20 protein-coding genes and 2 pseudogenes are annotated in these 22919 nt (G+C 71.4%); 19 read left to right on the forward strand and 3 right to left on the reverse strand.

Annotation, left to right across the window (positions count from 1 at the left end; translation table 11 throughout):
- The first annotated feature begins 145 nt into the window (after positions 1–145).
- The 14 genes from atpB to ASG23_RS04255 all read left to right on the forward strand — a co-directional run bounded on the left by atpB (position 146) and on the right by ASG23_RS04255 (position 11949).
- A complete protein-coding gene (gene atpB, locus ASG23_RS04190) occupies positions 146–868 on the forward strand; it encodes a F0F1 ATP synthase subunit A (RefSeq protein ID WP_082515759.1) in 723 nt (240 codons plus the stop codon).
- Positions 869–956: 88 nt separating this feature from the next.
- Positions 957–1163, forward strand: coding sequence for an ATP synthase F0 subunit C (gene atpE / locus ASG23_RS04195; RefSeq protein WP_055918092.1), 207 nt, complete (start codon positions 957–959; stop codon positions 1161–1163).
- Entirely contained in the window at positions 1160–1774 is a 615-nt protein-coding gene (locus ASG23_RS04200) for a F0F1 ATP synthase subunit B (protein ID WP_082515761.1), read from the forward strand. The genes atpE and ASG23_RS04200 overlap by 4 nt, the downstream gene beginning before the upstream one ends.
- Positions 1774–2586 (forward strand): F0F1 ATP synthase subunit delta, encoded by an 813-nt coding sequence (locus tag ASG23_RS04205; RefSeq protein ID WP_056020405.1) that lies wholly within the window; start codon positions 1774–1776, stop codon positions 2584–2586. The genes ASG23_RS04200 and ASG23_RS04205 overlap by 1 nt, the downstream gene beginning before the upstream one ends.
- A gap of 81 nt (positions 2587–2667) precedes the next feature.
- Positions 2668–4296 carry a F0F1 ATP synthase subunit alpha gene (gene atpA, locus ASG23_RS04210; RefSeq protein WP_056020407.1) on the forward strand — a complete coding sequence of 543 codons (1629 nt, stop codon included), beginning with the start codon at positions 2668–2670 and terminating at the stop codon, positions 4294–4296.
- Between the two features lies 1 nt (position 4297).
- Positions 4298–5191 (forward strand): F0F1 ATP synthase subunit gamma, encoded by an 894-nt coding sequence (locus ASG23_RS04215; RefSeq protein WP_056020410.1) that lies wholly within the window; start codon positions 4298–4300, stop codon positions 5189–5191.
- Positions 5192–5227: 36 nt separating this feature from the next.
- Positions 5228–6715 carry a F0F1 ATP synthase subunit beta gene (gene atpD, locus ASG23_RS04220; protein ID WP_056020413.1) on the forward strand — a complete coding sequence of 496 codons (1488 nt, stop codon included), beginning with the start codon at positions 5228–5230 and terminating at the stop codon, positions 6713–6715.
- A 78-nt stretch (positions 6716–6793) separates the two neighbouring features.
- Positions 6794–7087: a F0F1 ATP synthase subunit epsilon gene (locus ASG23_RS04225; protein ID WP_056020417.1), complete on the forward strand. Its 294-nt coding sequence runs from the start codon at positions 6794–6796 to the stop codon at positions 7085–7087.
- A gap of 13 nt (positions 7088–7100) precedes the next feature.
- Entirely contained in the window at positions 7101–7508 is a 408-nt protein-coding gene (locus ASG23_RS04230) for a DUF2550 family protein (RefSeq protein WP_056020420.1), read from the forward strand.
- 44 nt (positions 7509–7552) lie between these two features.
- Entirely contained in the window at positions 7553–8248 is a 696-nt protein-coding gene (nucS, locus tag ASG23_RS04235) for an endonuclease NucS (protein ID WP_056020446.1), read from the forward strand.
- A 62-nt stretch (positions 8249–8310) separates the two neighbouring features.
- Positions 8311–8958 carry a TetR/AcrR family transcriptional regulator gene (locus ASG23_RS04240; RefSeq protein ID WP_056020449.1) on the forward strand — a complete coding sequence of 216 codons (648 nt, stop codon included), beginning with the start codon at positions 8311–8313 and terminating at the stop codon, positions 8956–8958.
- Positions 8955–10292, forward strand: coding sequence for a YndJ family transporter (locus ASG23_RS20240; RefSeq protein ID WP_082515762.1), 1338 nt, complete (start codon positions 8955–8957; stop codon positions 10290–10292). Before ASG23_RS04240 ends, ASG23_RS20240 begins: the two co-directional genes overlap by 4 nt.
- Entirely contained in the window at positions 10289–10768 is a 480-nt protein-coding gene (locus tag ASG23_RS20470; RefSeq protein ID WP_235520842.1) for a hypothetical protein, read from the forward strand. Before ASG23_RS20240 ends, ASG23_RS20470 begins: the two co-directional genes overlap by 4 nt.
- Positions 10765–11949: an N-acetylglucosamine-6-phosphate deacetylase gene (locus tag ASG23_RS04255; RefSeq protein ID WP_056020453.1), complete on the forward strand. Its 1185-nt coding sequence runs from the start codon at positions 10765–10767 to the stop codon at positions 11947–11949. Before ASG23_RS20470 ends, ASG23_RS04255 begins: the two co-directional genes overlap by 4 nt.
- On the opposite strand, the gene ASG23_RS04260 is transcribed toward ASG23_RS04255, so the two are convergent.
- Positions 11946–12407 carry a nitroreductase/quinone reductase family protein gene (locus ASG23_RS04260; protein WP_056020455.1) on the reverse strand — a complete coding sequence of 154 codons (462 nt, stop codon included), beginning with the start codon at positions 12405–12407 and terminating at the stop codon, positions 11946–11948. The genes ASG23_RS04255 and ASG23_RS04260 overlap by 4 nt on opposite strands.
- 19 nt (positions 12408–12426) lie before the next feature.
- The gene (locus ASG23_RS04265; RefSeq protein ID WP_056020457.1) at positions 12427–15174 is read right to left on the reverse strand and encodes a glycoside hydrolase family 3 C-terminal domain-containing protein; all 2748 of its coding nucleotides are present in this window, start codon (positions 15172–15174) and stop codon (positions 12427–12429) included.
- Positions 15175–15422: 248 nt separating this feature from the next.
- On the opposite strand from ASG23_RS04265, the gene ASG23_RS04270 reads away from it, so the two are divergent.
- From ASG23_RS04270 to ASG23_RS04285, 4 genes and pseudogenes are all read left to right on the forward strand, one after another.
- On the forward strand, positions 15423–17078 hold the full coding sequence (locus ASG23_RS04270) for a hypothetical protein (protein WP_056020459.1): 1656 nt from the start codon (positions 15423–15425) through the stop codon (positions 17076–17078).
- Positions 17078–18100, forward strand: coding sequence for an ABC transporter permease (locus ASG23_RS04275; RefSeq protein WP_056020462.1), 1023 nt, complete (start codon positions 17078–17080; stop codon positions 18098–18100). Before ASG23_RS04270 ends, ASG23_RS04275 begins: the two co-directional genes overlap by 1 nt.
- A complete protein-coding gene (locus tag ASG23_RS04280; protein WP_056020465.1) occupies positions 18097–19065 on the forward strand; it encodes a carbohydrate ABC transporter permease in 969 nt (322 codons plus the stop codon). The genes ASG23_RS04275 and ASG23_RS04280 overlap by 4 nt, the downstream gene beginning before the upstream one ends.
- A 113-nt stretch (positions 19066–19178) precedes the next feature.
- Positions 19179–20795 (forward strand): annotated as a pseudogene (locus ASG23_RS04285) (beta-galactosidase); the annotation flags it as partial.
- 234 nt (positions 20796–21029) lie between these two features.
- On the opposite strand, the gene ASG23_RS19430 reads toward ASG23_RS04285, so the two are convergent.
- The gene (locus ASG23_RS19430) at positions 21030–22034 is read right to left on the reverse strand and encodes a LacI family DNA-binding transcriptional regulator (RefSeq protein ID WP_082515816.1); all 1005 of its coding nucleotides are present in this window, start codon (positions 22032–22034) and stop codon (positions 21030–21032) included.
- Between the two features lie 178 nt (positions 22035–22212).
- On the opposite strand from ASG23_RS19430, the pseudogene ASG23_RS04290 reads away from it, so the two are divergent.
- Positions 22213–22919: pseudogene (locus ASG23_RS04290) on the forward strand (alpha-xylosidase); the annotation flags it as partial.

Raw genomic sequence — 22919 nt, forward strand, 5'->3', positions numbered from 1 at the left:
GTGCACGCACTGATGCGGCACTAGGCGCACACGACCACAGGAGACCGCCCTGTTCAGCCTTGCGACGATCCTGCCGCTCGCCGCGGAAGAAGACGGCGGCGGCGGCTTCCATCCCCCCTCGCTCGCCGACTTCTTCCCGCCGGCCATCTGGTTCGAGGGCACGCCGTTCGAGATCAACCGGATCATCCTCGTCCGGTTCATCGCGGTGATCGCGCTCCTGCTGATCTTCATCATCGGTGCCCGCCGCGCGAAGCTGGTCCCCGGCCGGTTCCAGAGCACCCTCGAGCTGGGCCTCGACTTCTGCCGCAACTCGATCGCCTACGAGATCCTCGGTGAGAAGGACGGCAAGAAGTACGTCCCGATCATCACGACGATCTTCTTCGCCGTCTTCTTCTTCAACATCACGGGCGTCATCCCGTTCCTGAACATCGCGGGGACGTCCGTGATCGGCCTGCCGATCATCTTCGCCCTGTGGGTGTACTTCCTGTACCTCTGGCAGGGCGTCAAGAAGTTCGGCGTCGGCGGGTACCTCAAGCACAGCCTGTTCCCGCCCGGTGTGCCGTGGCCGATCTACATCCTGCTGACGCCGGTCGAGTTCCTGCAGGTCTTCCTGCTGCGGCCCGCCACGCTGGTGATCCGGCTCCTGGCCAACATGATGGCCGGCCACCTCCTGCTCGCCCTGTGCTTCGCAGCGACGTCGTTCCTGTTCTTCGAGGCGTCCGGTGCGGTCAAGGCGTTCGGCGCCGTGACGTTCGTCGCCGGGTTCGCCTTCTTCCTGCTCGAGGTCTTCGTGGCCGCCCTGCAGGCGTACGTGTTCTCGATCCTGACCGCCGTCTACCTGCAGATGTCGATCTCCGAAGAGCACTGATCGACAGCCTCACCGCGACGGGCTGATCCCCGGACCGTCGCCCCTGACCGGACGCGCCGCGCGGCGCGCAGATGAAAGGAACCACCCCGTGGAAATCACCGGACTCGCTCTCGTCGGATACGGTCTCGCGGCCATCGGCCCCGGCATCGGCCTCGGCATCCTGTTCGGCAAGACGATCGAGGGCATGGCGCGCCAGCCCGAGATGGCCGGCCAGCTCCGCTCGACCATGTTCGTCGGCCTGGCCTTCATCGAGATCCTCGCCCTCCTGGCCATCGCCACCCCGTTCTTCCTGTGATCACCGCGCCGCTCGTCGCTGCCGCGCACAGCGCGGTGGCGGCTGCTGAGGAAGTCGAGGAGGTCAACCCCCTCCTCCCGCACACCTACGACATCGTCTGGTCGTTGGTGATCGTGGTGATCATCGCCATCGTGTTCATCAAGTACGCCCTGCCGAAGTTCCAGGCCGTCCTCGACGAGCGCGCGGAGAAGATCGAAGGCGGGCTCAAGCACGCCGAGGCCGCCCAGGCCGAGGCGGCCGAGCTGCGTGCGGAGTACGAGCAGCAGCTCGCCGACGCCCGCACGGAGGCAGCCCGCATCAAGGAGGCCGCTCGCGCCGAGGGCGGTGCCATCGTCACCGAGCTCAAGGCGAAGGCGGCAGCCGAGGCTGCGCGCACGGTCGAGACGGCCCAGCGCCAGATCGAGGCCGAGCGGCAGCAGGCGGCGGTCTCGCTGCGCAACGACGTGGGTGCGCTCGCCACCGAGCTCGCCTCGAAGATCGTCGGCGAGTCCCTCGAGGACACCGCCCGCCAGTCGCGGGTGGTCGACCGGTTCCTCGCGGAGCTCGAGGCGAACGCGACGGCGAGCGCGACTGCGTCGTCCGCTACCACGAGCGCCGGCAAGGAGAACTGATGCGCGGCACGAGTCTCGCGTCGCTCAGCGCGGCACAGCACCGGTTCGAGCCGGTGCTGGCCGCGGCTGGCGCGCAGGGGATCACGCTCGGCGAGCAGCTGTTCGCCGTCGTCGACGCCCTGGACTCCTCGGGCTCGCTGCGGCGGACCCTGTCGGACCCGGCCATCGACGGCGACGCCAAGGCCGGGCTGGTCGCGAGCGTGCTCGGCCGGCTCGACGCCCGCGTCGTCGACGCGGTGTCGGACCTCGTCAAGGCGCGCTGGTCGTCGGCCGAGGACCTCATCGAGGCCGTCGAGCACCTCGGCTTCGACGCCGTGCTGGCGTCGGCGCAGGCCGGCAACGAGCTCGAGCGGGTCGAGGACGAGCTGTTCCGCATCACGCGGTCGCTCGTCGGCCAGCGCGAGGTGCGGCAGGCGCTGTTCGACCCGCGGGTGCCCGGCGACAAGCGCGCGGACCTCGCAGAGAACCTGCTGCGCGGGAAGGTCGCCGACGCCACGCTCGCAGTGGCACGGCGAGCGGCCGCGTCCCCGCGCGGTCGCCGATTCGTCGCGACCCTCGGCCTCGTGGGCGAGCTCGCCGCGGCGCGGCGCGAGCGCCTCGTGGCGTCCGTGACGTCCGGCAGCGAGCTCTCGCAGGCGCAGCTGGACCGCCTCGGCGCCCTGCTGCAGCAGGAGTACGGGCAGGACCTGCAGCTCAACGTGACGGTGGACCCCGCGATCATCGGGGGACTGCGCATCCAGGTGGGCGCGGACGTGGTCGACTCGACCGTGCTCGCCAGGCTCGCCGACGCACGACGACGACTTGCCAGCTGAGAATCGGCCCCAGGCCGGTCCCTTGAACGACGTGCACGAACGTACGACCGCCCGACCGGCGGTCACGACAGGAGAAGAGCAATGGCTGAGCTGACGATCCGGCCGGACGAGATCCGGGCCGCGCTGGACAGCTTCGTGAAGTCCTACGAGCCGACGGGCGTGGTCTCCGAAGAGGTCGGCCGCGTGACCCTGACGGCCGACGGCATCGCGCAGGTCGAGGGCCTCCCGGGCGCGATGGCGAACGAGCTGCTGCGGTTCGAGGACGGCACGCTCGGCCTCGCGCTCAACCTCGACGTGCGTGAGATCGGCGTCGTCGTCCTGGGTGAGTTCACGGGCATCGAGGAGGGCCAGGAGGTCCGCCGCACGGGCGAGGTCCTGTCCGTCCCGATCGGTGACGGCTACCTCGGTCGGGTCGTCGACCCGCTGGGCCAGCCCATCGACGGTCTGGGCGAGCTGGCGACCGAGGGCCGTCGCGCCCTCGAGCTGCAGGCGCCCGGCGTCATGGCCCGCAAGAGCGTGCACGAGCCCCTGCAGACCGGCCTCAAGGCCATCGACGCGATGATCCCGATCGGCCGCGGCCAGCGCCAGCTGATCATCGGCGACCGCCAGACGGGCAAGACGGCCATCGCGATCGACACGATCATCAACCAGAAGGCCAACTGGGAGTCGGGCGACGAGGCCAAGCAGGTCCGCTGCATCTACGTCGCCATCGGCCAGAAGGGCTCCACCATCGCCGCCATCCGCGGCGCCCTGGAGGAGGCCGGCGCGCTCGAGTACACGACCATCGTCGCGGCCCCCGCGTCGGACCCGGCCGGCTTCAAGTACCTCGCGCCCTACACCGGCTCGGCCATCGGCCAGCACTGGATGTACCAGGGCAAGCACGTCCTGATCGTGTTCGACGACCTGTCGAAGCAGGCCGAGGCCTACCGTGCCGTGTCGCTGCTGCTGCGTCGCCCGCCGGGCCGCGAGGCGTACCCCGGTGACGTGTTCTACCTGCACTCCCGTCTGCTGGAGCGTTGTGCCAAGCTCTCGGACGAGCTGGGCGGCGGCTCGATGACGGGTCTGCCGGTCATCGAGACCAAGGCCAACGACGTCTCGGCGTACATCCCGACCAACGTCATCTCCATCACGGACGGTCAGATCTTCCTGCAGTCCGACCTGTTCAACGCGGACCAGCGCCCGGCCGTGGACGTCGGCATCTCGGTGTCCCGCGTCGGTGGTGCCGCGCAGGTCAAGGCCATGAAGTCGGTCTCCGGCACGCTGAAGCTGGACCTCGCGCAGTTCCGGTCCCTCGAGGCGTTCGCGATGTTCGCGTCCGACCTCGACGCCGCGTCCCGCGCGCAGCTGACCCGTGGCGCCCGCCTCATGGAGCTGCTCAAGCAGGCGCAGTACACGCCGTACCCGGTCGAGGACCAGGTCGCGTCCATCTGGGCCGGCACCAAGGGCAAGCTGGACGACGTCCCGATCGCCGACGTCCGCCGGTTCGAGAGCGAGCTGCTCGACCACCTGCGCCGCAACACCGAGGTGCTGTCCACGATCGCGTCGTCGGGCAAGCTCGACGACGAGACCGAGCAGGCTCTCGGCGCGGCGATCGACGAGTTCCGGAACGGCTTCCTGGTGGGCGACGGCACGACGCTGGTCGGCTCTGCCGACGACGGCGCCGAGGTCGAGATCGAGCAGGAGCAGATCGTCCGGCAGAAGAAGGGCTGACGTGGCAGGTCAGCAGCGCGTCTACCGGCAGCGGATCCGGTCGACAGAGTCGCTGAAGAAGATCTTCCGTGCGATGGAGCTCATCGCTGCCTCGCGCATCGGCAAGGCGCGCGACCGGGTGACGGCAGCGACGCCGTACTCCCGCGCGCTGACCCGCGCGGTGTCGGCCGTGGCCACGCACTCGAACGTGACCCACCCGCTGGTCACCGAGCGGACGGACACCAAGCGGGTCGCGGTCCTGGTCGTCACGTCGGACCGCGGCATGGCCGGTGCCTACTCGGCGAGCGCGATCCGGGAGGCCGAGCGCCTCATCGGTCGCCTCACCGAGCAGGGCTTCGAGCCGATCGTCTACGCCGTCGGCCGCCGTGCCATCTCGTACTACACGTTCCGTGGTCGCGAGCTCGCGCAGCAGTGGGCAGGCAACTCGGACGCCCCCTCCGTCGAGACGGCCGCGGACATCGCCGAGACGCTGCTCGCCGCCTTCGAGGCGCCGGTCGACGAGGGCGGCGTCGCGGAGCTGCACGTCGTGTTCACGCACTTCCGGAACATGGTGTCGCAGTCCCCGCGGGTCATCCGGCTGCTGCCGCTCGAGATCGTCGAGGGTGTCGAGGCTCGCGACGAGAACGAGATCCCGCCGCTGTACGAGTTCGAGCCGTCACCGGAGGCCGTGCTCGACGCGCTGCTGCCGATGTACGTGCGCAGCCGCATCTACACCTGCCTCCTGCAGGCGGCGGCCTCCGAGCTCGCCGCACGGCAGCGCGCGATGCACACCGCGACCGAGAACGCCGAGGACCTGGTGCGCATGTACACCCGGCTCGCCAACCAGGCCCGCCAGGCCGAGATCACCCAGGAGATCAGCGAGATCGTGTCGGGCGCCGACGCACTCGCCTCCTGACGACTAACGTCCCCACAGACGAACCGGAGAAACACCATGACTGCTACCACTACCGAAGCTGCCGTCGAGCACGCGTCCGGTCCTGGCGTGGGTCGGGTCGCACGGGTCATCGGCCCCGTCGTCGACATCGAGTTCCCGTCCGACCAGATCCCCGAGATCTACAACGCGCTCCAGGTCGACATCGACCTGTCGACGCAGGGCGAGGGCGAGGCCGAGGGCGTCACGACGATGACGCTCGAGGTCGCCCAGCACCTCGGCGACTCGCTCATCCGCGCCATCGCGCTCAAGCCGACCGACGGCCTGGTCCGCGGCGCGCTCGTGCGCGACACCGGCGAGGCGATCAGCGTGCCCGTCGGTGACATCACCAAGGGCCACGTCTTCAACGTCATCGGCGAGGTGCTCAACCTCAAGGAGGGCGAGAAGCTCGAGATCACCGAGCGCTGGCCCATCCACCGCAAGCCCCCGGCCTTCGACCAGCTCGAGAGCAAGACCGAGATGTTCGAGACCGGCATCAAGGTCATCGACCTGCTGACGCCGTACGTGCTCGGCGGGAAGATCGGTCTCTTCGGTGGTGCGGGCGTCGGCAAGACGGTCCTCATCCAGGAGATGATCCAGCGCGTCGCGCTCAACCACGGTGGTGTGTCGGTGTTCGCCGGTGTCGGCGAGCGCACCCGTGAGGGCAACGACCTCATCGTCGAGATGGAGGAGGCCGGCGTCTTCGACAAGACGGCGCTCGTCTTCGGCCAGATGGACGAGCCGCCGGGCACGCGTCTGCGCGTCGCCCTGTCGGCCCTGACGATGGCGGAGTACTTCCGCGACGTGCAGAAGCAGGACGTGCTGCTCTTCATCGACAACATCTTCCGGTTCACGCAGGCCGGTTCCGAGGTGTCGACGCTGCTCGGCCGCATGCCGTCCGCGGTCGGCTACCAGCCGAACCTCGCCGACGAGATGGGCCTCCTGCAGGAGCGCATCACGTCGACGCGTGGTCACTCGATCACCTCGCTGCAGGCGATCTACGTGCCGGCCGACGACTACACCGACCCGGCGCCGGCGACGACGTTCGCGCACCTCGACGCGACGACGGCGCTGTCGCGCGAGATCGCGTCGCGCGGTCTGTACCCGGCCGTGGACCCGCTGACGTCGACGAGCCGCATCCTCGACCCGCGCTACGTCGGCCAGGCGCACTACGACGCCGCGACGCGCGTGAAGTCGATCCTGCAGCGCAACAAGGAGCTCCAGGACATCATCGCGATCCTCGGTGTCGACGAGCTGTCGGAGGAGGACAAGACGGTCGTCGCACGCGCCCGTCGCATCCAGCAGTTCCTCTCGCAGAACACGTACATGGCCGAGAAGTTCACGGGTGTCGTCGGCTCGACGGTCCCGCTCACGGAGACGGTCGAGGCCTTCGGCAAGATCGCCGACGGCGAGTTCGACCACATCTCCGAGCAGGCGTTCTTCAACATCGGTGGCCTCGAGGACCTTGAGCGCAACTGGGCCCGCATCCAGAAGGACTACGGCGTCTGAGACGTCCGGCGCGGGGCGGCGTCATCCGACGGCGCCCCGCGTTCTTCGTAGTCCCGCACACCACTGAAGGAGGGTCTCGTGGCAGACATCGAGGTCGAGCTCGTCGCCACCGCCGGCAAGCTCTGGTCCGGCACCGCCCGCATGGTCTCGGCCAAGGCCGGGGAGGGTGAGATCGGCATCCTGGCCGGTCACGAGCCTGTGCTGTCCGTGCTCCAGCCCGGTGAGGTCCGCGTGTTCCCCGTCGGGGGCGGCGAGCCGAAGCGCTGGCAGGTCGAGGGCGGGTTCCTGTCCTTCGACTCGAACCACCTGACCATCGTCGCCGACAACGTCATCGAGGGCGCTCGCCCCGCGACGTCGCCCGCCACGCACTGAGGACAACGAGACGGTGAGCGGACACGTCGTCGCACTCGTGAGTGTGATCGTCGTGGTGCTGCTCGTCGTCGCCGCCCTGTGGTTCTCCCGGATCCACACGCTGAACCGTCGCGTCGGGTCGTTCCATTGCGCCGTGGGTCGGACCGCCGACGGACCGTGGTCCTCGGGGGTCGCGCAGTACGGCACCGACCGGCTCTACTGGTGGCGCTACCGGTCGCTGGCGGCCCGACCGCGCGCCCGGTGGGAGCGGGTAGGTCTCTCGGTGCTGGCCCGCACCGACGTGCACGCGGGTCTGGTGGTCGTCACCTGCCTCCCGGGCGCCGAGACCGAGCCCGTCCACCTGCTGATGAGCGCCGAGGCGCTCGCCGGCCTCACGTCCTGGATCGAGGCGACGCCGTCGCGCGTCGGCTCGGTCATCTGACCGCTGCCCGCTGGGCTGTCTGCACGCTCCCTGGAAGGACTTCCATGCGCCTCGTCGTGGCGTCCTGCTCGGCGCGCTACAGCGGCCGGCTCAACGCGCACCTTCCGCTGGCCACGCGCCTCCTCGTCGTCAAGGCCGACGGCAGCGTGCTGCTGCACTCCGACGGCGGGTCGTACAAGCCGCTGAACTGGATGAGCCCGCCGTGCACGCTCGCGGTGTCGGTGCCGTCCGAGGCGGCCCGGTCCGCCGGCGTCACGGCGGTGTGGACCGTCCAGCACCAGAAGTCGGACGACCGCCTGGAGATCGACCTGTACGAGGTGCAGCACGACTCCGCGCACGAGCTGGGGGTCGACCCGGGGCTGGTCAAGGACGGCGTCGAGGCGCACCTCCAGGAGCTCCTCGCGGCGCAGATCCTCCTTCTCGGCACCGGCCACACCCTGGTCCGTCGCGAGTACCCGACCGCCATCGGCCCGGTCGACATCCTGGCCAGGGACCCCCTCGGCGGCACCGTCGCCGTCGAGATCAAGCGGCGTGGGGACATCGACGGCGTCGAGCAGCTGACGCGGTACCTGGAGCTGCTCAACCGGGACCCGCACCTGGCGCCGGTGCGCGGGGTGTTCGCCGCGCAGGAGATCAAGCCGCAGGCCCGCGTGCTGGCGACCGACCGGGGGATCGGCTGCCTGGTGCTCGACTACGACGCGATGCGCGGGGTCGACGACTCGGGCTCTCGCCTCTTCTAGACCGACCGCGTCACAGCGGCGCGCTCTTGAACATGTTCAGTTGAACATGTTCAACTCGATGCATGAGCGACGACACGAAGTCCCTGGTGCGGTCGACGGCGCTACGGCTGTTCCGCGAGCGCGGCTACGCCGCGACGACGATGCGGGCGATCGCGCAGGAGGCCGGGGTCGCCACCGGCAACGCGTACTACCACTTCGCCTCCAAGGACCACCTGGTCCAGGAGCTCTACCTCGACGTCACCCGCGAGCACGCGGTGGCCGCCCGGAGCGTGCTCGCGCAGGGCGGTGACCTGACCGCGCGCCTGCGGGGCGTCATGCTGGCGGGCGTCGATGCGTTCGCGGAGTACCACGCGTTCGGCGCCGAGTTCGTCACGGTCGCCATCCGGCCGGGGTCAGCGGCGAGCCCGTTCTCGGCGGAGTCGAGCGAATCGAGAGAGCTGAGCCAGGCGCTGTTCCGCGACCTGGTGGAGGAGGCGTCGCCCGAGGTGCCGACGGTCCTGCGGGACGAGCTGCCCGAGCTGCTCTGGCTCGCACAGCTGGGCGTCACGCTGTTCTGGGTCTACGACGGGTCACCGGGTCAGCGACGTACGCGGACGCTCGTCGAGGGGGCCGCACCGCTGATCGGTCGGCTGGTCCGGCTGTCGCGCCTGCCGGTGCTGCGCGGCGCGGCGGACGACATGCTCGCGCTCGTGCGGGCAGTGCGCTCATGAGCGAGCTGTCGCCGGTCGCCGCCGATGTCGTTCGCGTGGTCGTGGGGCTCGGCACCGTGGTCGTCCTGCCGCTGGGACTGCGCCTGCTCGGGGACCGGGCGGTGCCGCGGACGCGGTCGCCGGTGTGGCCGCTGGTCGGGCTCCTCGCGGCCGTGAGCCTGTGGCTGCCGGTGGGTCCCGGCGCGGCCCTTCTCGCCACCCCCTTCGCCGTGGCAGGCGTCGTGCTTGCCGCGTGCACGCTGCGGGTCCGCCTGTTCTCCACGGCGGTTGCGCTGGCGGCGCCGCTGGTCGGCGCCGTCGCGCTCGTCGCGGAGCGGGCAGGCTGGGGTCTGCTCGGGTTCTCCGGTGACTACCTCGCGCTGACGGTGCCGCACATGCTGTTCGCCGGGTTCGGCGCGTGCCTGGTGGTCGGGCTGGTGGCGCACGTGTCGACGACGCGGCTGACCCGCGCGGCGGCGGTGGCTGCACCCACGGGGGTGCTGCTGGTCATGGCCGGCTACTTCGTCTCGGACGCCGCCGAGCTGGTGGGGGCGGCCGTCCTGACGATCGGGCTCTGGTGCGCGGCAGCCGCCACGACGACCCTCGTCGGATCTCGCGCCGCCCGGGTGCTCCTGCGGGTCGGTGCGGTGACGATCGTCGCCTCGATGGTGCTCGCGCTGTGGTGGGCGGTCGGGGAGGCGACCGACCTGGCGCACCCGAGCCTGTCGTGGATGGCCGCGACCCACGGTGTCGCGAACGCGCTGGGGTTCGTGCTGGGCACCCTGCTCGGCCTGCGCCTCCTGCCGACGCCCGAGCCGTCCGGCCTGACGTACGCGGAGGTCGGCGCGACGCAGGGTGGTCCGCTCCCCGAGGGCTACCGGCACCTGCGGGTGCGGCACCTGCTGGCGCCCGGGTCGACCGCGCACGACGTGGCCGTCGTCGGCGACGCGCTGCTGCGGTGGCAGGTGCACGCGGCCGCGCGGATCGAGCTGCTGCGGGACGGTCCCGAGGCGGTGCCGGGCGTGCGCGTGGTCAGCCGGATCGGGTTCTGGCCCCTGCGCCTGTCGGAACCGTGCGAGGTCGTCTGGGTCGAGCGCACCGCGGAGCGCGTCGGCTTCGGGTACGGCACCGTCGCCGGGCACGTCTTCCGCGGCGAGGAGGCGTTCACCGTCGAGCGCGACGACGCCGGCGACCTGTGGTTCGTCGTGACCGCGTTCTCCGTGCCCGACCGCTGGTGGGTGCGGCTCGGTGGGCCGCTCGCCGTGGTCGGCCAGCGCGCCTACCTGCGGCAGCTCGCGCGCGGCGCCCGCCGGGTGCTCGCCGCCGACCGACGTCCGGTCGGCAGCCCAGCATGAACGTCCGTGGCGCGCGCGCGATCGCTAGCCTCTGCGGGCGTTGCCTGGGCGTGCTGGTGGTCGTCAACGTGATCGGCCTGGGGATCGTTCACGCCGTCCAGGGTTCCGGCGGCGCCTCCCAGTCGGGCGTGACGGCCGCGCTCGTCTACCTCCCGGCCGCCGCGCTGGTCGCAGCGCTCCTGATCGCCGTGGTCGGGTTCCCCGCGGGACTGCTCACGGCGTCGGTGCTGGCCCGCCAGAGTCGCGAGTGGGTCCACGTGCTCGCTTTCGCGCTGGTCGGCGCGACCCTGTCGGTCATGCTCTGCGCCTCATGGAGCATCTTCGGCACCGTGGGCTGGGAGTGGGCCGTCGCGGCGGCGGAGGGAGCGGTCGGGGCCGGGGCTGCGCGGTGGTGGTCGTGGCGCGCGCACGCACGATCCGTGCCCTGGACGGACTCGCAGGGAGCGGCGCTCCCGTGGGGAAGGATGGGCCCGTGAGCACCGAGACCCCCCTTGTCCTGCGCGGTCGGCTCGTCACCCCACGAGGGGTGCTCGACGACGGGGTCGTGGTCGTGGACGGCAGCACGATCGTCTGGGTGGGACCGGCCCAGGGGCTGCCCCGCGGCTGGGCGCTGCCCGACCCGAGCGACGTGACGATCCTGCCCGGACTCGTCGACCTGCACTGCCACGGGGGCGGCGGCGCGAGCTTCCCGGACGCGGTCGACGCGGCGGACGCCCAGCGCGCGGTCGACGAGCACCGCCGGCACGGCACCACGAGCCTGGTCGCGTCGCTGGTCACGGCTCCGACGGAGGTCCTGCTGGAGCGCACCGCGATGCTCGCCGGGTTGGCGGACGCGGGGGAGATCGTCGGCATCCACCTCGAGGGGCCGTTCCTGTCGGCGGTGCGCTGCGGTGCGCAGAACCCCGCGGACATGCTCGACGGTGACCCGGACCTGGTCCGCAGCCTCGCGGAGGCAGCCCGTGGTCATCTCGCCACCATGACCGTGGCGCCGGAGGTCCCGGGAGCGCAGGACGTCATCGCAGCCCTCGTCGACGTCGGCGCGGTGCCGTCGATCGGGCACACCGACGCCTCGGCGGAGCAGGTCGACGAGGCCGTGGACCGCGGCTTCGACCTGCTGGCGGCCCGGTCCAACGGACGGCTCACCGCGACGCACCTGTTCAACGGCATGCGGCCGCTGCACCACCGCGACCCCGGACCGATCGCCGCCTGCCTCGCCGCCGCGGCCCGCGGGGAGCTCGTGGTCGAGCTCGTGGCGGACGGCACCCACCTGGCCGACGAGACCGTCCGGTCGGTGTTCGACCTCGTCGGTGCAGGCTCGATCGCGCTGGTCACGGACGCGATGGCGGCCGCCGGGATGCCGGACGGCGAGTACCGCCTCGGACCGATGGCAGTGCGGGTGGCCGACGGGGTCGCGCGGATCGCCGACGAGACGGGAGCGATCGCCGGGGGAGTGGCGCACCTGCTCGACGTGGTGCGGAACGTGGTCGCCGCGGGGATCCCGCTGGAGGACGCGGTGCTCGCTGCGGCGACGGTGCCGGCGGACGTCCTCGGCCGTCGCGACCTCGGCGCGCTCGCCGCGGGCCGCCGGGCGGACCTCGTCGTCACGGACGCCGACCTCGTCCCGCTGCGCGTCCTGCGCTCGGGAGCCTGGGTCTAGCGGGGTTCGAGCACGACGACCGGTGTCGGGGTCGCCCGGGCGGCGGCCCAGGCGTCGAGCTTCGGGTCGGTCGCGACCCAGAGCTTCCACAGCCGCTCGCGCTCCTGGCCGACCGCCGCGCGGGCGCGCACCGGCCGCGGCGGCCGGCCGTCCAGCCGGGCGACGGCCTCGGGGTGCGCCTGGAGGTTGAGCCACCACGCGGGGTGCCCCTCGATCCAGCCGTTCATGGCGAGCGTGACGAGGTGCGGCCCGTCCTCGAGGTAGCCGAGGATGACGCTGCGCTCCTGACCGGAGGTCCGCCCGGTCGTCGTCAGGCGCAGGGCGCCCCAGCCGCGCTTGTTCGACGGCGTCCACAGGAACCGCCCGCCGCTGAGCCGGTAGAGGCCGCGGTGCACCCGCCAGGCCACCCGGATGAACCACGCCGGTGGGAGCCTCGGAGGACGTTCCGCAGTCGTCATCAGCCCACGGTAGCGGCCGCTATCCGCGGCCCCGCAGAGACGCCAGCCGCACCGCGCCGACGAGCACGAGACGCAGGTCGAGGACCCCGGCCGACGACACCGGGACCGCGACGGACGACCAGTCGTACCGGCCGCCCGCCGGGACGGCGACCTCGGCGAGCGACCGCCACGACCGCCCCTCGCGCACCTCGACGCGCACCGATCCGCCGCGCGCGACGGTCAGCTCCACGTGGCCGACGCCGGTCAGGTCGACATCCCGGAAGAGCACCCAGCCGGTGCGTCGGCCCCGCGTGACCTCGAGGGCGTCACCTGTCTCACGGGTGCGCTCGGCGAACGTCACGTCTTCGCGGTCGTCGTGGTCGAGCGCCCGGACCGTCGCGCCCAGCAGCGTGCGCGCGGGCACGGGCTCCCCGTCGACGGTGACCTCGACCACGAGCGGGAGGTCCGCCGACGACGGTCCCGCGTGCAGCTCGTACCGTCCGGGTTCGACGACGAACCGGCTGCGCGTGACGTCCCAGACCGCGAACCCGTCGGCGGGGATGTCGAGGTCGACGACCGCCGTCTGCGCCGGCTCCAGCCGGACGCGCCGGTGCGCGACGAGCCTGCGGTGCGGCACCGGCAACCGGTGCTCCGGGGCTGCCGCGTAGACCTGCACCAGCTCGTCCACGGGCCGGTCGCCCGTGTTCCGGACGGTCACGTGGACCGATCCGGACGTCTCCTCGATCGCTTCGTACGCCACGGTCGTGTAGCTCAGTCCGTGCCCGAACGCCCACCGGGCGGGCCTCGGCGCGTACCAGTGGGTGAGCCCGCCGCCGATGACGTCGTAGTCGAGAAGGTCGCCGGCGTCCTGCTCGGTCTCGGGCCAGGCCTGCGCCAGGCGGCCGTAGGGCTCGGCGTCGCCGCGGAGCACGTCGGCGACGCCGTGGCCGAGCTCCTGGCCACCGTGCGCGGTCCACACGACTGCGGCGGCGGCGTCGCCGAGCGCGCCGAGCACGTACGGGTAGGACGAGACGACCACGAGGACCGTCGACGGGTTGGCCTCAAGCACGGCGCGGGCGAGCTCGGCCTGCGACTCGGGCAGCCGCAGGTGCGGGCGGTCCTCGGTCTCGCGGCCGAGCAGGTGGGGGTCGTTGCCGACCGCCAGCACGACGACGTCGGTGTCGCGGGCCACCTCCACCGCGCGCGCGGTCCCGGACCGGACCGTGCGCAGGGTGAACCGCTCGGCGGTCGCCGCGGACGGGGCGTCCGCCACGAGCACGCCGCCGTCGTGCTGGACCATCAGCCACCGGCCGGAGCCCATGTGCTGTACCGAGACGGACCCGTCGTCGTGCCGGTGCGCCTTGAAGCTCTCCTGCGCGACCCACCCGTGCACGCTCGGCGCGTCGGCGCGCAGGATCCAGCCGGCGCCGGTCCAGAGCAGGCCGGACCCCGCGGCGCGGAGCGTCAGGACCCCCTCGCCCCAGTCGATGAGGTCGTGGAGGGCTGCCGTGGGAGCCGTGGCGGTGAGGATCCCGTCCTCGCCGACGTGCACGTAGGCGCCGGTGGTGCGGGACCGCAGCGCGACGGTGTCGGCGCCGTTCACCACGTGCGCGGGGGCGAGCGCCTCGGCGATCGGGACCGTGTAGGGCGGCGTGCCCGAGTACCAGTCTGTGAGGACCTGGTCGGCGTGGGGTCCGATGACGGCCACGCGGGCTCCGGGGCGCAGCGGGAGCACACCGTCGTTCTCCAGGACGACCACTGCCCGCGTCGCGGCCTCGCGGGCCAGCGCCCGGCTGGCCGGCAGGTCGAGGTCGGTCGCCGCGACCGAGGCCCACGGGTCGAGCTCACCGTCCAGCTCGCCGGTCGCCAGGCGCAGCTCCAGCTGGCGCAGGGCTGCCCGGTCGACGTCCGCCTGGTCGAGCAGCCCTCGCTCCAGGGCGGCGGTCAGGTGCGCGATCGTCCGCGTCGGGTCGGCGTCGTGGTCGGTGAACGAGTCCACGCCGGCCCGGACGGCGGCCGCGGCGGCCTCCACGTGGTCGTCGTAGTAGCGCTCGCCGACCACCAGGTTGGTGGGTGCGCCGGCGTCCGAGACGACGAACAACGACGCCTGCGTCCACCCGCGGACCTCGTCGAGGAGCTCGCGGGAGACGTGGTTCGGGCGGCCGTTGACCAGGTTGTACGACGGCATCACCGCACCCACCACACCGGCCTCGATCGGACCGCGGAACGCCGGCAGCTCGTACTCGTGCAGCACCCGGGGGGACAGCTGCGCGCTGGTGACGCTGCGGTCGGTCTCGCTCCCGTAGGCGACCAGGTGCTTGAGCGTAGGGACCGTGCGCCAGTAGGTCGGGTGGTCGCCGCGCAGGCCTCGGGCGTACGCGGTGGCGAGGTGGGCGGTGAGGTGCGGGTCCTCGGAGAACCCCTCCTCGTTGCGGCCCCACCGCGGGTGGCGCAGCGGGTTCACGACGGGCGCCCACACGTTCAGCGAGACGGTCGGGTCGGCCGCGTGCTTGGCCCGGACCTCCGTGCCGACGACGGCGCCGACGCGCTCCAGCAGGTCTGCGTCCCACGTGGCGGCGAGCCCGACGGGCTGCGGGAACGTGGTGGCAGTCCCGAGCCACGCGACCCCGTGCAGCCCTTCGGTGCCGGTGCGGAACGACCCGAGGCCGACGCGTGGGACCGGGGCGGCGTGCTGGTGCAGCAGGGCCAGCCGCTCGGCGGGCGTGAGCTGGTCGAGCAGCTGGCGGGCGCGCGCGGCGAACGGCCGGGCGGGAGAGCTCAGGTCCACGTGATCCTCGTCGTCGAGTGGTGGTGGGGCGGCCGGACAAAACGATTAGGCGTGGAAACGTCGAACCGATTCGATGATGTTTCGACGCCCGTTCATCAGGCATTGTGCGGCATTCATGGTGCTTGACGGGCCTGTTTGTCGCAAGTGCCGACCGATGGGCCGAACTCTTGCCTCCCCTGAGGCACGGCCATAGAGTCGCGCCGTCGAACCGCTTCGACGCGATCTCCACAAGGAAGTGAAGGACGCAGATGAACGCCACGCCTACTTTCGGCCGCCTGGGCGACCACGCGGTCGACCGCCGCCGGTTCCTGGGCCTGATCGCGACGGGCGCGGCCGTCGTCGGGATCCCCGGTCTCCTGACTGCCTGCTCCACCACGGCGCCGTCGGCGGGGAGCAGCTCCGCCGCCGCAGGCGACGTGATCCCCAAGTACATCCCGGTCACCTACATCGACCCGGACTACCCGAGCGTCAACGGCTCGGTCCCCGGGTACGAGACGATCCCGCCCGAGCTCGTGCAGTCCGTGAAGGACGCCCCGGGCACCGGCGTCGTCTACACCGCGATGACCCCGCTGTGGGGCACCATCCCGCCCACCAAGGGCAACAAGTACTACGAGGCCGTGAACGAGCTGCTCGGCTCGGAGATCCAGTTCCAGATCACCGACGGCAACGTCTACGGCGACAAGCTGGCGACCGTGCTGGCCTCCGCGAAGGACGTCCCGGACTGGGTCAGCATCCCCTCCTGGAACCTGCCCCCGCGGTTCGGCGCCGACATCGTCGAGAACGTCTTCCAGGACCTCACGCCGTTCCTCGCGGGCGACAAGGTCACCCCGTACGCGAACCTCGCGAACATCCCGTCGGACGCGTGGAAGTTCTGCGTCTTCAACGGCAAGCTCTACGGCCTGCCGTTCCCCGGCGAGGTCATCACCAACGCGACCTTCTACCGCCAGGACGTGCTCGAGGGCCTCGGCATCACCCCGGACGTCAAGAACGGGCAGGACCTCATCGACCTGGCCGTCGAGCTGACGGGCGGCAGCGTGTGGGGCGCCGAGGACCTGTGGACGACGGCCGCGATCATCCACGCGGTCCCGCCGAAGTGGAAGCTCGACGGCGACACGCTGGTGCACCGCGTGGAGACGGAGGAGTACCGCGCGGCCCTGGAGTGGAACGCCGCGCTGTTCGCGAGCGGTGCCGTCCACCCCGACGCCGTCGCGGACCAGACCGGCGATGCCAAGGCACGGTTCCAGTCCGGCAAGTCGCTCATCACCGCCGACGGCGTGGGCGGATGGCACGAGGCCCTGCGGGACAACCTGACCAGCAACCCTTCCTACTGGCAGCAGCCCTTCGAGCCGTTCGACGCAGCCGGCGGCACGCCGGTCCTGTGGAAGGGCAACCCGGCCGACATCTTCTCGTTCCTCAAGAAGACCGACGACGAGGACAGGATCAAGGAGCTGATCGCGATGGCGAACGTGCTCGCCGCTCCCTTCGGCACGACCGAGTACGACACGATCAGCAGCGGTGTCGAGGGCGTGCACTACACGCGCGGCGCGGACGGCCTGCCGGTACCCACCGAGCTCGCCGCCACCGAGCTGCAGCCGACCTACATCTTCCTCGTCGACCCCCCGATGTCGGAGACCCACGTGCAGTACCCGGGCTACGTCAAGGCGGCGTCCGAGTGGAAGGCCAACGCGGCGCAGTACGCCACCGACCCGCTGTTCTACGCGCAGCAGATCGTGGAGCCCCAGGAGTACGCGTCGATCGGTCAGCCGTTCGTCGACCTGGAGAAGGACATCTCCCGCGGGCGCAAGAGCATGGACGACCTCGACGCCGCGATCGAGACCTGGCAGACGTCGGGGGGCGAGGAGCTTCGCGCGTTCTACCAGGACATCCTGGACCAGCAGAGCTGATGTCCTTGTCCGAGCTGGTCCGGCGCCGCCCCCCCGGGGATCCTGGGAGTCCCGGGAAGCCCAGGGGGGCAGCGCCGCCGGCGCCTCCGGCACCTGTACCGACGCGCAAGATCGGCTGGCGCGTCCGCCTCAAGCGCGACCGGTCGCTGCTGCTCATGGTCACGCCGGCCATCGTGCTGCTCGGCGTGTTCGCGTACGTCCCGATGCTCGGCAACGTCATCGCCTGGCAGGACTACTCGCCGTACACGGGCTTCCTGCGCAGCCCCTACGTCGGCTGGGCGCACTTCGAGCGGGTGTTCAGCAACCCGCTGTTCGTCGACGCGGTCGCGAACACGCTGATCATCACGGCGTTCCAGCTCGTGTTCTTCTTCCCGATCCCGATCTTCCTGGCGCTGCTGCTCAACAGCGTGATCACGCCGCGGACGCGCACCACCATCCAGGCGATCGTCTACCTGCCCCACTTCTTCTCGTGGGTGCTCGTGGTCACGGTGTTCCAGCAGATCTTCGGCGGCGCCGGCCTGATCAACCAGACGCTGCGCGACCACGGTCTGGGCTCCGGGTTCGACATGATGACCAACCCGGACACGTTCCTGATCCTCATCACCATGCAGTCGGTGTGGAAGGACGCGGGCTGGGGGATCATCATCTTCCTCGCCGCGCTGAGCACGGTCCCGCCCGAGCAGTACGAGGCGGCCGCGGTGGACGGGGCCAACCGGTGGCGACGCATGTGGCACATCTCGTTGCCCGCTCTGCGGCCGGTCATCATCCTGCTGCTCATCCTTCGCCTCGGCGACGCGCTGACGGTCGGCTTCGAGCAGCTGATCCTGCAGCGCCAGGCCGTGGGCGCCGACGTCTCCGAAGTCATCGACACCTATGTGTACTTCCAGGGCGTCGTGTACGGGGACTGGAGCTTCGCGGCTGCCGCGGGGCTGGTCAAGGGCGTAGTCAGCCTCGCGCTCGTGCTGGGCGCGAACAAGCTGGCGCACGTGTTCGGTGAGTCGGGGGTGTACAAGCGCGCATGAGTGGACAAGCAACCGAGATCTCCGCCGAGGCGGCGGTCCTGCCCGAGGTGCGTCGGCGTCCGCGCCGCTCCAAGCACCGCCCCGCGTGGGAGGGGCGCCCGTCGGTCGGCGGCCAGGCCCTGAAGTTCGTCGTGCTGGCGCTCGTCGTCCTGGCGGTCGCCTTCCCCCTGTACACGGTCGTCCTCACCAGCCTGTCGACACAGGCCGAGACCATCCGCGTCGGTGGCCTGGTGACGGTCCCCGGCGAGCTGACGTTCAGCGCGTACACGCAGATCCTCAACGGCGGCATCGTCACGAGGGCCGCGCTGGTGAGCACGTTCGTCACCATCGTCGGCACGATCCTGTCCACGACCGTGTCGGTCATGGGCGCCTACGGGCTGTCGCGGCCGGGCTCCTTCGCCCACCGCCCGATCCTGTTCGTCTTCCTGATCACGATGTTCTTCGGCGCCGGACTGATCCCGACGTACCTGCTGGTCAGCTCGCTGGGCCTGATCAACAGCTACTGGGCGCTGATCCTGCCGGGGGCCGTCTCGGCGTTCAACGTGCTGATCCTGCGCAACTTCTTCATGGGCATCGACATCTCGATCCTCGACGCCGCACGCATCGACGGCGCCGGCGACTGGCGGATCCTGGGCCGGATCGTGCTGCCGATGTCCCGGGCCGTGGTCGCCGTCGTGGCGCTGTTCTACGGCGTCGGCTACTGGAACGCGTTCTTCAACGCCATCCTCTACATCAACGACAACGCCAAGTGGCCCTTGCAGCTGGTGCTGCGCTCCTACGTCCTGCAGGGCGTGACGCTGCCCGGCAGCGGGGTCGGCCAGGTGGACGTCGCGACGGGTGCGGTCACCGGGATGCCCGTCAAGATGGCGGTGATGGTCCTCGCGATCGTGCCGATCCTCATCGTGTACCCGTTCGTGCAGCGACACTTCACCAAGGGCGTGATCTTCGGCGCGATCAAGGGATGACAGTGAGCGTGAACTCGTTCGAGGCGCTGACCCGGGAGCGCGGGCTCCTGTACGGGGGCGACTACAACCCGGAGCAGTGGTCACCCGACGTGTGGCGCGAGGACGTGGCGCTCATGCGTGCGGCGGGCGTCAACCTGGTGACGGTCGGGGTGTTCTCGTGGGCCATGCTCGAGCCGCGACCGGACGAGCTGCACTGGGAGTGGCTCGACGAGGTGCTCGACCTGCTGCACGCCGGCGGGATCGCGGTCGACCTGGCCACCCCGTCCGCGTCGCCGCCGCCCTGGCTGGCGAGGCTGGACCCGACGACGTCCGCCGTGGATGCCGCGGGCGTGCGGATGAGCGTGGGCTCGCGCAACCAGTTCTGCCCGGGCTCGTCGGTGTACCGCGACCGGGTGGCGCGGTTCGTCCAGGCGCTCGTCGACCGGTACGCCGGGCACCCCGCGGTCGCGATGTGGCACGTGGGCAACGAGTTCGGGCAGGCGTGCTTCTGCGACCTGTGCGCCGAGCGGTTCCGCACCTGGGTCGCGGCCCGGTACGGCGACCTCGACGCCCTCAACCGTGCCTGGGGCACGGCGTTCTGGAGCCAGCGGTACGGCGACTGGCAGGAGATCGTCCCGCCGCGCACCGCCCCCTACGTGCACAACCCGACGCAGCTGCTGGACTTCCGACGGTTCACCTCGGACCAGCTGCGGGACGTGTACCGCCTCCAGGCCGAGATCATCCGGGCGTCCTCGCCGGCCCCGGTCACGACGAACGCGATGGGCTTCTTCCCGCTGGTCGACCAGTTCTCCTGGGCGGACGACCTCGACGTCGTCGCCGACGACCACTACGCCGACCCGGCGGACCCCTCGTCTCCCGCGCGCGCGGCACTCACCCACGACCTGACCCGCGGGGTCGGCGGCGGACGGCCGTGGGCCCTGCTCGAGCAGGCCGCCGGCGCGGTCAGCTGGCGTCCGCACAACCTGCCCAAGCCCGCCGGGGCGATGCTGCGGGACTCGCTGCGCGCGGTCGCGCACGGGGCGGACGCGGTCTGCTACTTCCAGTGGCGAGCGTCGGTGCAGGGCTCCGAGCGCTTCCACTCGGCGATGCTCCCGCACGCCGGGCCGGACACCGACCTGCACCGGGAGGTCCGCGAGCAGGGTCGTCTGCTCGCGCGCCTCCGTGAGGTCGTCGGCACCCGGGTCGACGCCCGCGTCGCGCTCGTCTTCGACCGGCCGTCGCTCTGGGCCGGCGAGGCGGACTCGGTGCCGAGCACGCACCTGCGCGTGCCGGACCAGCTCGCGGCGTACCACGAGCCGTTCTGGCGGGCAGGGATCGCGACCGACGTGGTGCCGCCCGGGGCCGACCTCGACGGGTACGACCTGGTCGTCGTCCCGATGCTGCACCTGGTGTCCGACGCCGACGCGGCGAACCTGGCCCAGGTGGTCGAGCGCGGCGGGACGCTCCTGGTCGGGCCGTTCAGCGGGATCGCGGATGAGGACCAGCGCATCCGGCAGGGCCGCTTCCCGGTGCCGTGGGCCGACGTGCTCGGGGTATCCGGCGAGCAGCACCGCCCGCTGCCGGCGGCCGGGGTTCCGGTGCGCTCCGAGCGCTACGGCGCCTTCTCGGCCTCCCTCTGGTCGGAGCACCTGACCGCCGACGGCGCCGAGGTTCTCGCGACCTACGCGGGGGCCGGCCTGGACGGCCGCCCGGCGGTCCTGCGGAAAGGCACTGCCTGGTACGTCTCCACCGTGCCGCCGGCGTCGGTGCTGGCCGCGATCGTGGCGGACTGTGTGGCAGCCGCGGGTGTCGCAGCGCCGGTGCCCGTGGTCCCGGACGGCGTCGAGGTCGCCCAGCGTGGCGGGCTGCTGTTCGTGCTCAACCACGGGGACGTCGCGGCGGAGCTGGCCTGGACGGGTCGGGACCTGGTGAGTCAGACCGAGGTCGACGGGGTGCTGCGGCTGGCGGCCGGCGGTGCCGCGGTGCTAGCGCGGCGGGGGAGCGGTGCTGGACCGCGTCGTCAGGACGGGCGCGAGGAGGCGGGTCTCGGCGGGCTGGTCGCCGGTGAGCCGGCCGATCGCCATGTCGACCGCGACGCTGCCGATGGTGAACGCGGGCAGGTCGACGGCGGTCAGGGCCTCGGTCTGGCCGAGCGCAACGTCCTCCGGGCAGACGGCGACGACGGAGATGTCCCCGGGCACGTCCTTGCCGCGGGACCGCAGGGTCTCGAGCACGGCGGGCAGGGCAACCTCGTTGTGCACGATGACCGCGGTGACGTCCGGCAGGGCCGCGAGCACCTGGTCGACGGCCTCGATGGCGCCGCTGTGGGAGGACTCGCAGGTCTCGAAGACGGCGTCGAGGCCGAGGCGCGTCGACTCCTGCGTGAACCCGCGCACGAGGCGCGCGGCGTAGGTGGTCCGCCGGCTGAGCACCGCACGGGGGGATCCGATGAGGGCGATCTGACGGTGCCCGAGCCCGGCGAGGTGGTCCACCGCGGTCCGACCGACGGCCTCGAAGTCGAGGTCGACGCAGCTGAACCCGGTGGCGTCGCGGGGCAGCCCGATGAGGACGGCCGGCTGGCGCTGGCGACGCAGGATGGCCAACCGGGGGTCCTCGGCCTCGACGTCCATCATGATCACGGCGTCGACCATCGAGCCGGCCGCGACCCGCTCGATCCCGTCGTGGTCGTCCTGGGTGAGCAGCAGGACGTCGTGCTTGAACGCCTGCGCGCGCGTGACGACGCCGGTGACGAACTGCATGATGACGCCCACGTTGACGTCGACTCGCAGGGGCGCCATGAGCGCCAGGACCTGGGTGCGCTGCGACGCGAGCGCACGGGCGCCGGCGTGGGGTCGGTAGTCGAGCTCGCGGACGGCACGCTCGACGCGGGCGCGAGTCTCGGCGGAGATCGGTCGCTTGCCGGAGAACGTGTACGAGACGGTGGACACGGAGACCCCCGCCACGCGTGCCACGTCGTCGATCGTCGCCATCTCGTCATCCCCTCATCAGCACCGCCGGGGCCACCCTAGCGAGTCGAACCGCCGTCGAAACGAACGGCTCCATGCACGCGTCCTGGACAGCATTCCCGCTGCCCTCTACCGTCATAGCAGCATCGAAACGCTTCGATGAATCGAATTGTCCTCCGACCCACCACGCGAAGGCGCCACGATGAAGTTCACCGACGGTTACTGGCAGCACCTCCCCGGCGTCACGGTCCTGCGACCGCGCGAGGTGGCGGACGTCGTCGTGGGCGAGGAGTCACTGACGGTCTACGCCTCGACGGTGCCGTTGACGTCCCGCGGGGACACCCTCAACAAGGCCCTGGTCACGGTGTCGTTCCACAGCCCGATGGACGATGTGATCGGCGTCCGCATCGAGCACCACCGGGGTGGCGTCGACCGGGCGCCGTCGTTCGCCCTGTCCCGCACCGCCGCGGACGTGAAGGTGGTCGAGGCCGACGACGCCGCGGACGGCGTCGCCACCTTCCGGGCCGGAGCGTTGACGGCGCGCATCTCGACGCGCGGCCCGTGGAACGTAGAGTTCGAGGCCGACGGCAAGGCGCTGACCTCGTCGACCGCCCGCTCTGTCGGCGTCGTCACGGACGCCGCGGGCGACGTCTACGTGCACGAGCAGCTGAGCCTTGGGGTCCGCGAGCACGTTTACGGCCTGGGGGAGCGGTTCGGCGCGTTCGTGAAGAACGGGCAGTCGGTCGACATCTGGAACGAGGACGGCGGCACTGCGAGTGAGCAGGCGTACAAGAACGTGCCGTTCTACCTGTCTGACGCGGGGTACGGCGTGTTCGTCGACCATCCCGGGCGGGTGTCGTTCGAGGTCGGCTCCGAGGCGGTCTCCCGGACGCAGTTCTCGGTGCCGGG

The organism is Cellulomonas sp. Leaf395, assembly GCF_001424125.1.
Classification (GTDB): Bacteria; Actinomycetota; Actinomycetes; order Actinomycetales; family Cellulomonadaceae; genus Cellulomonas.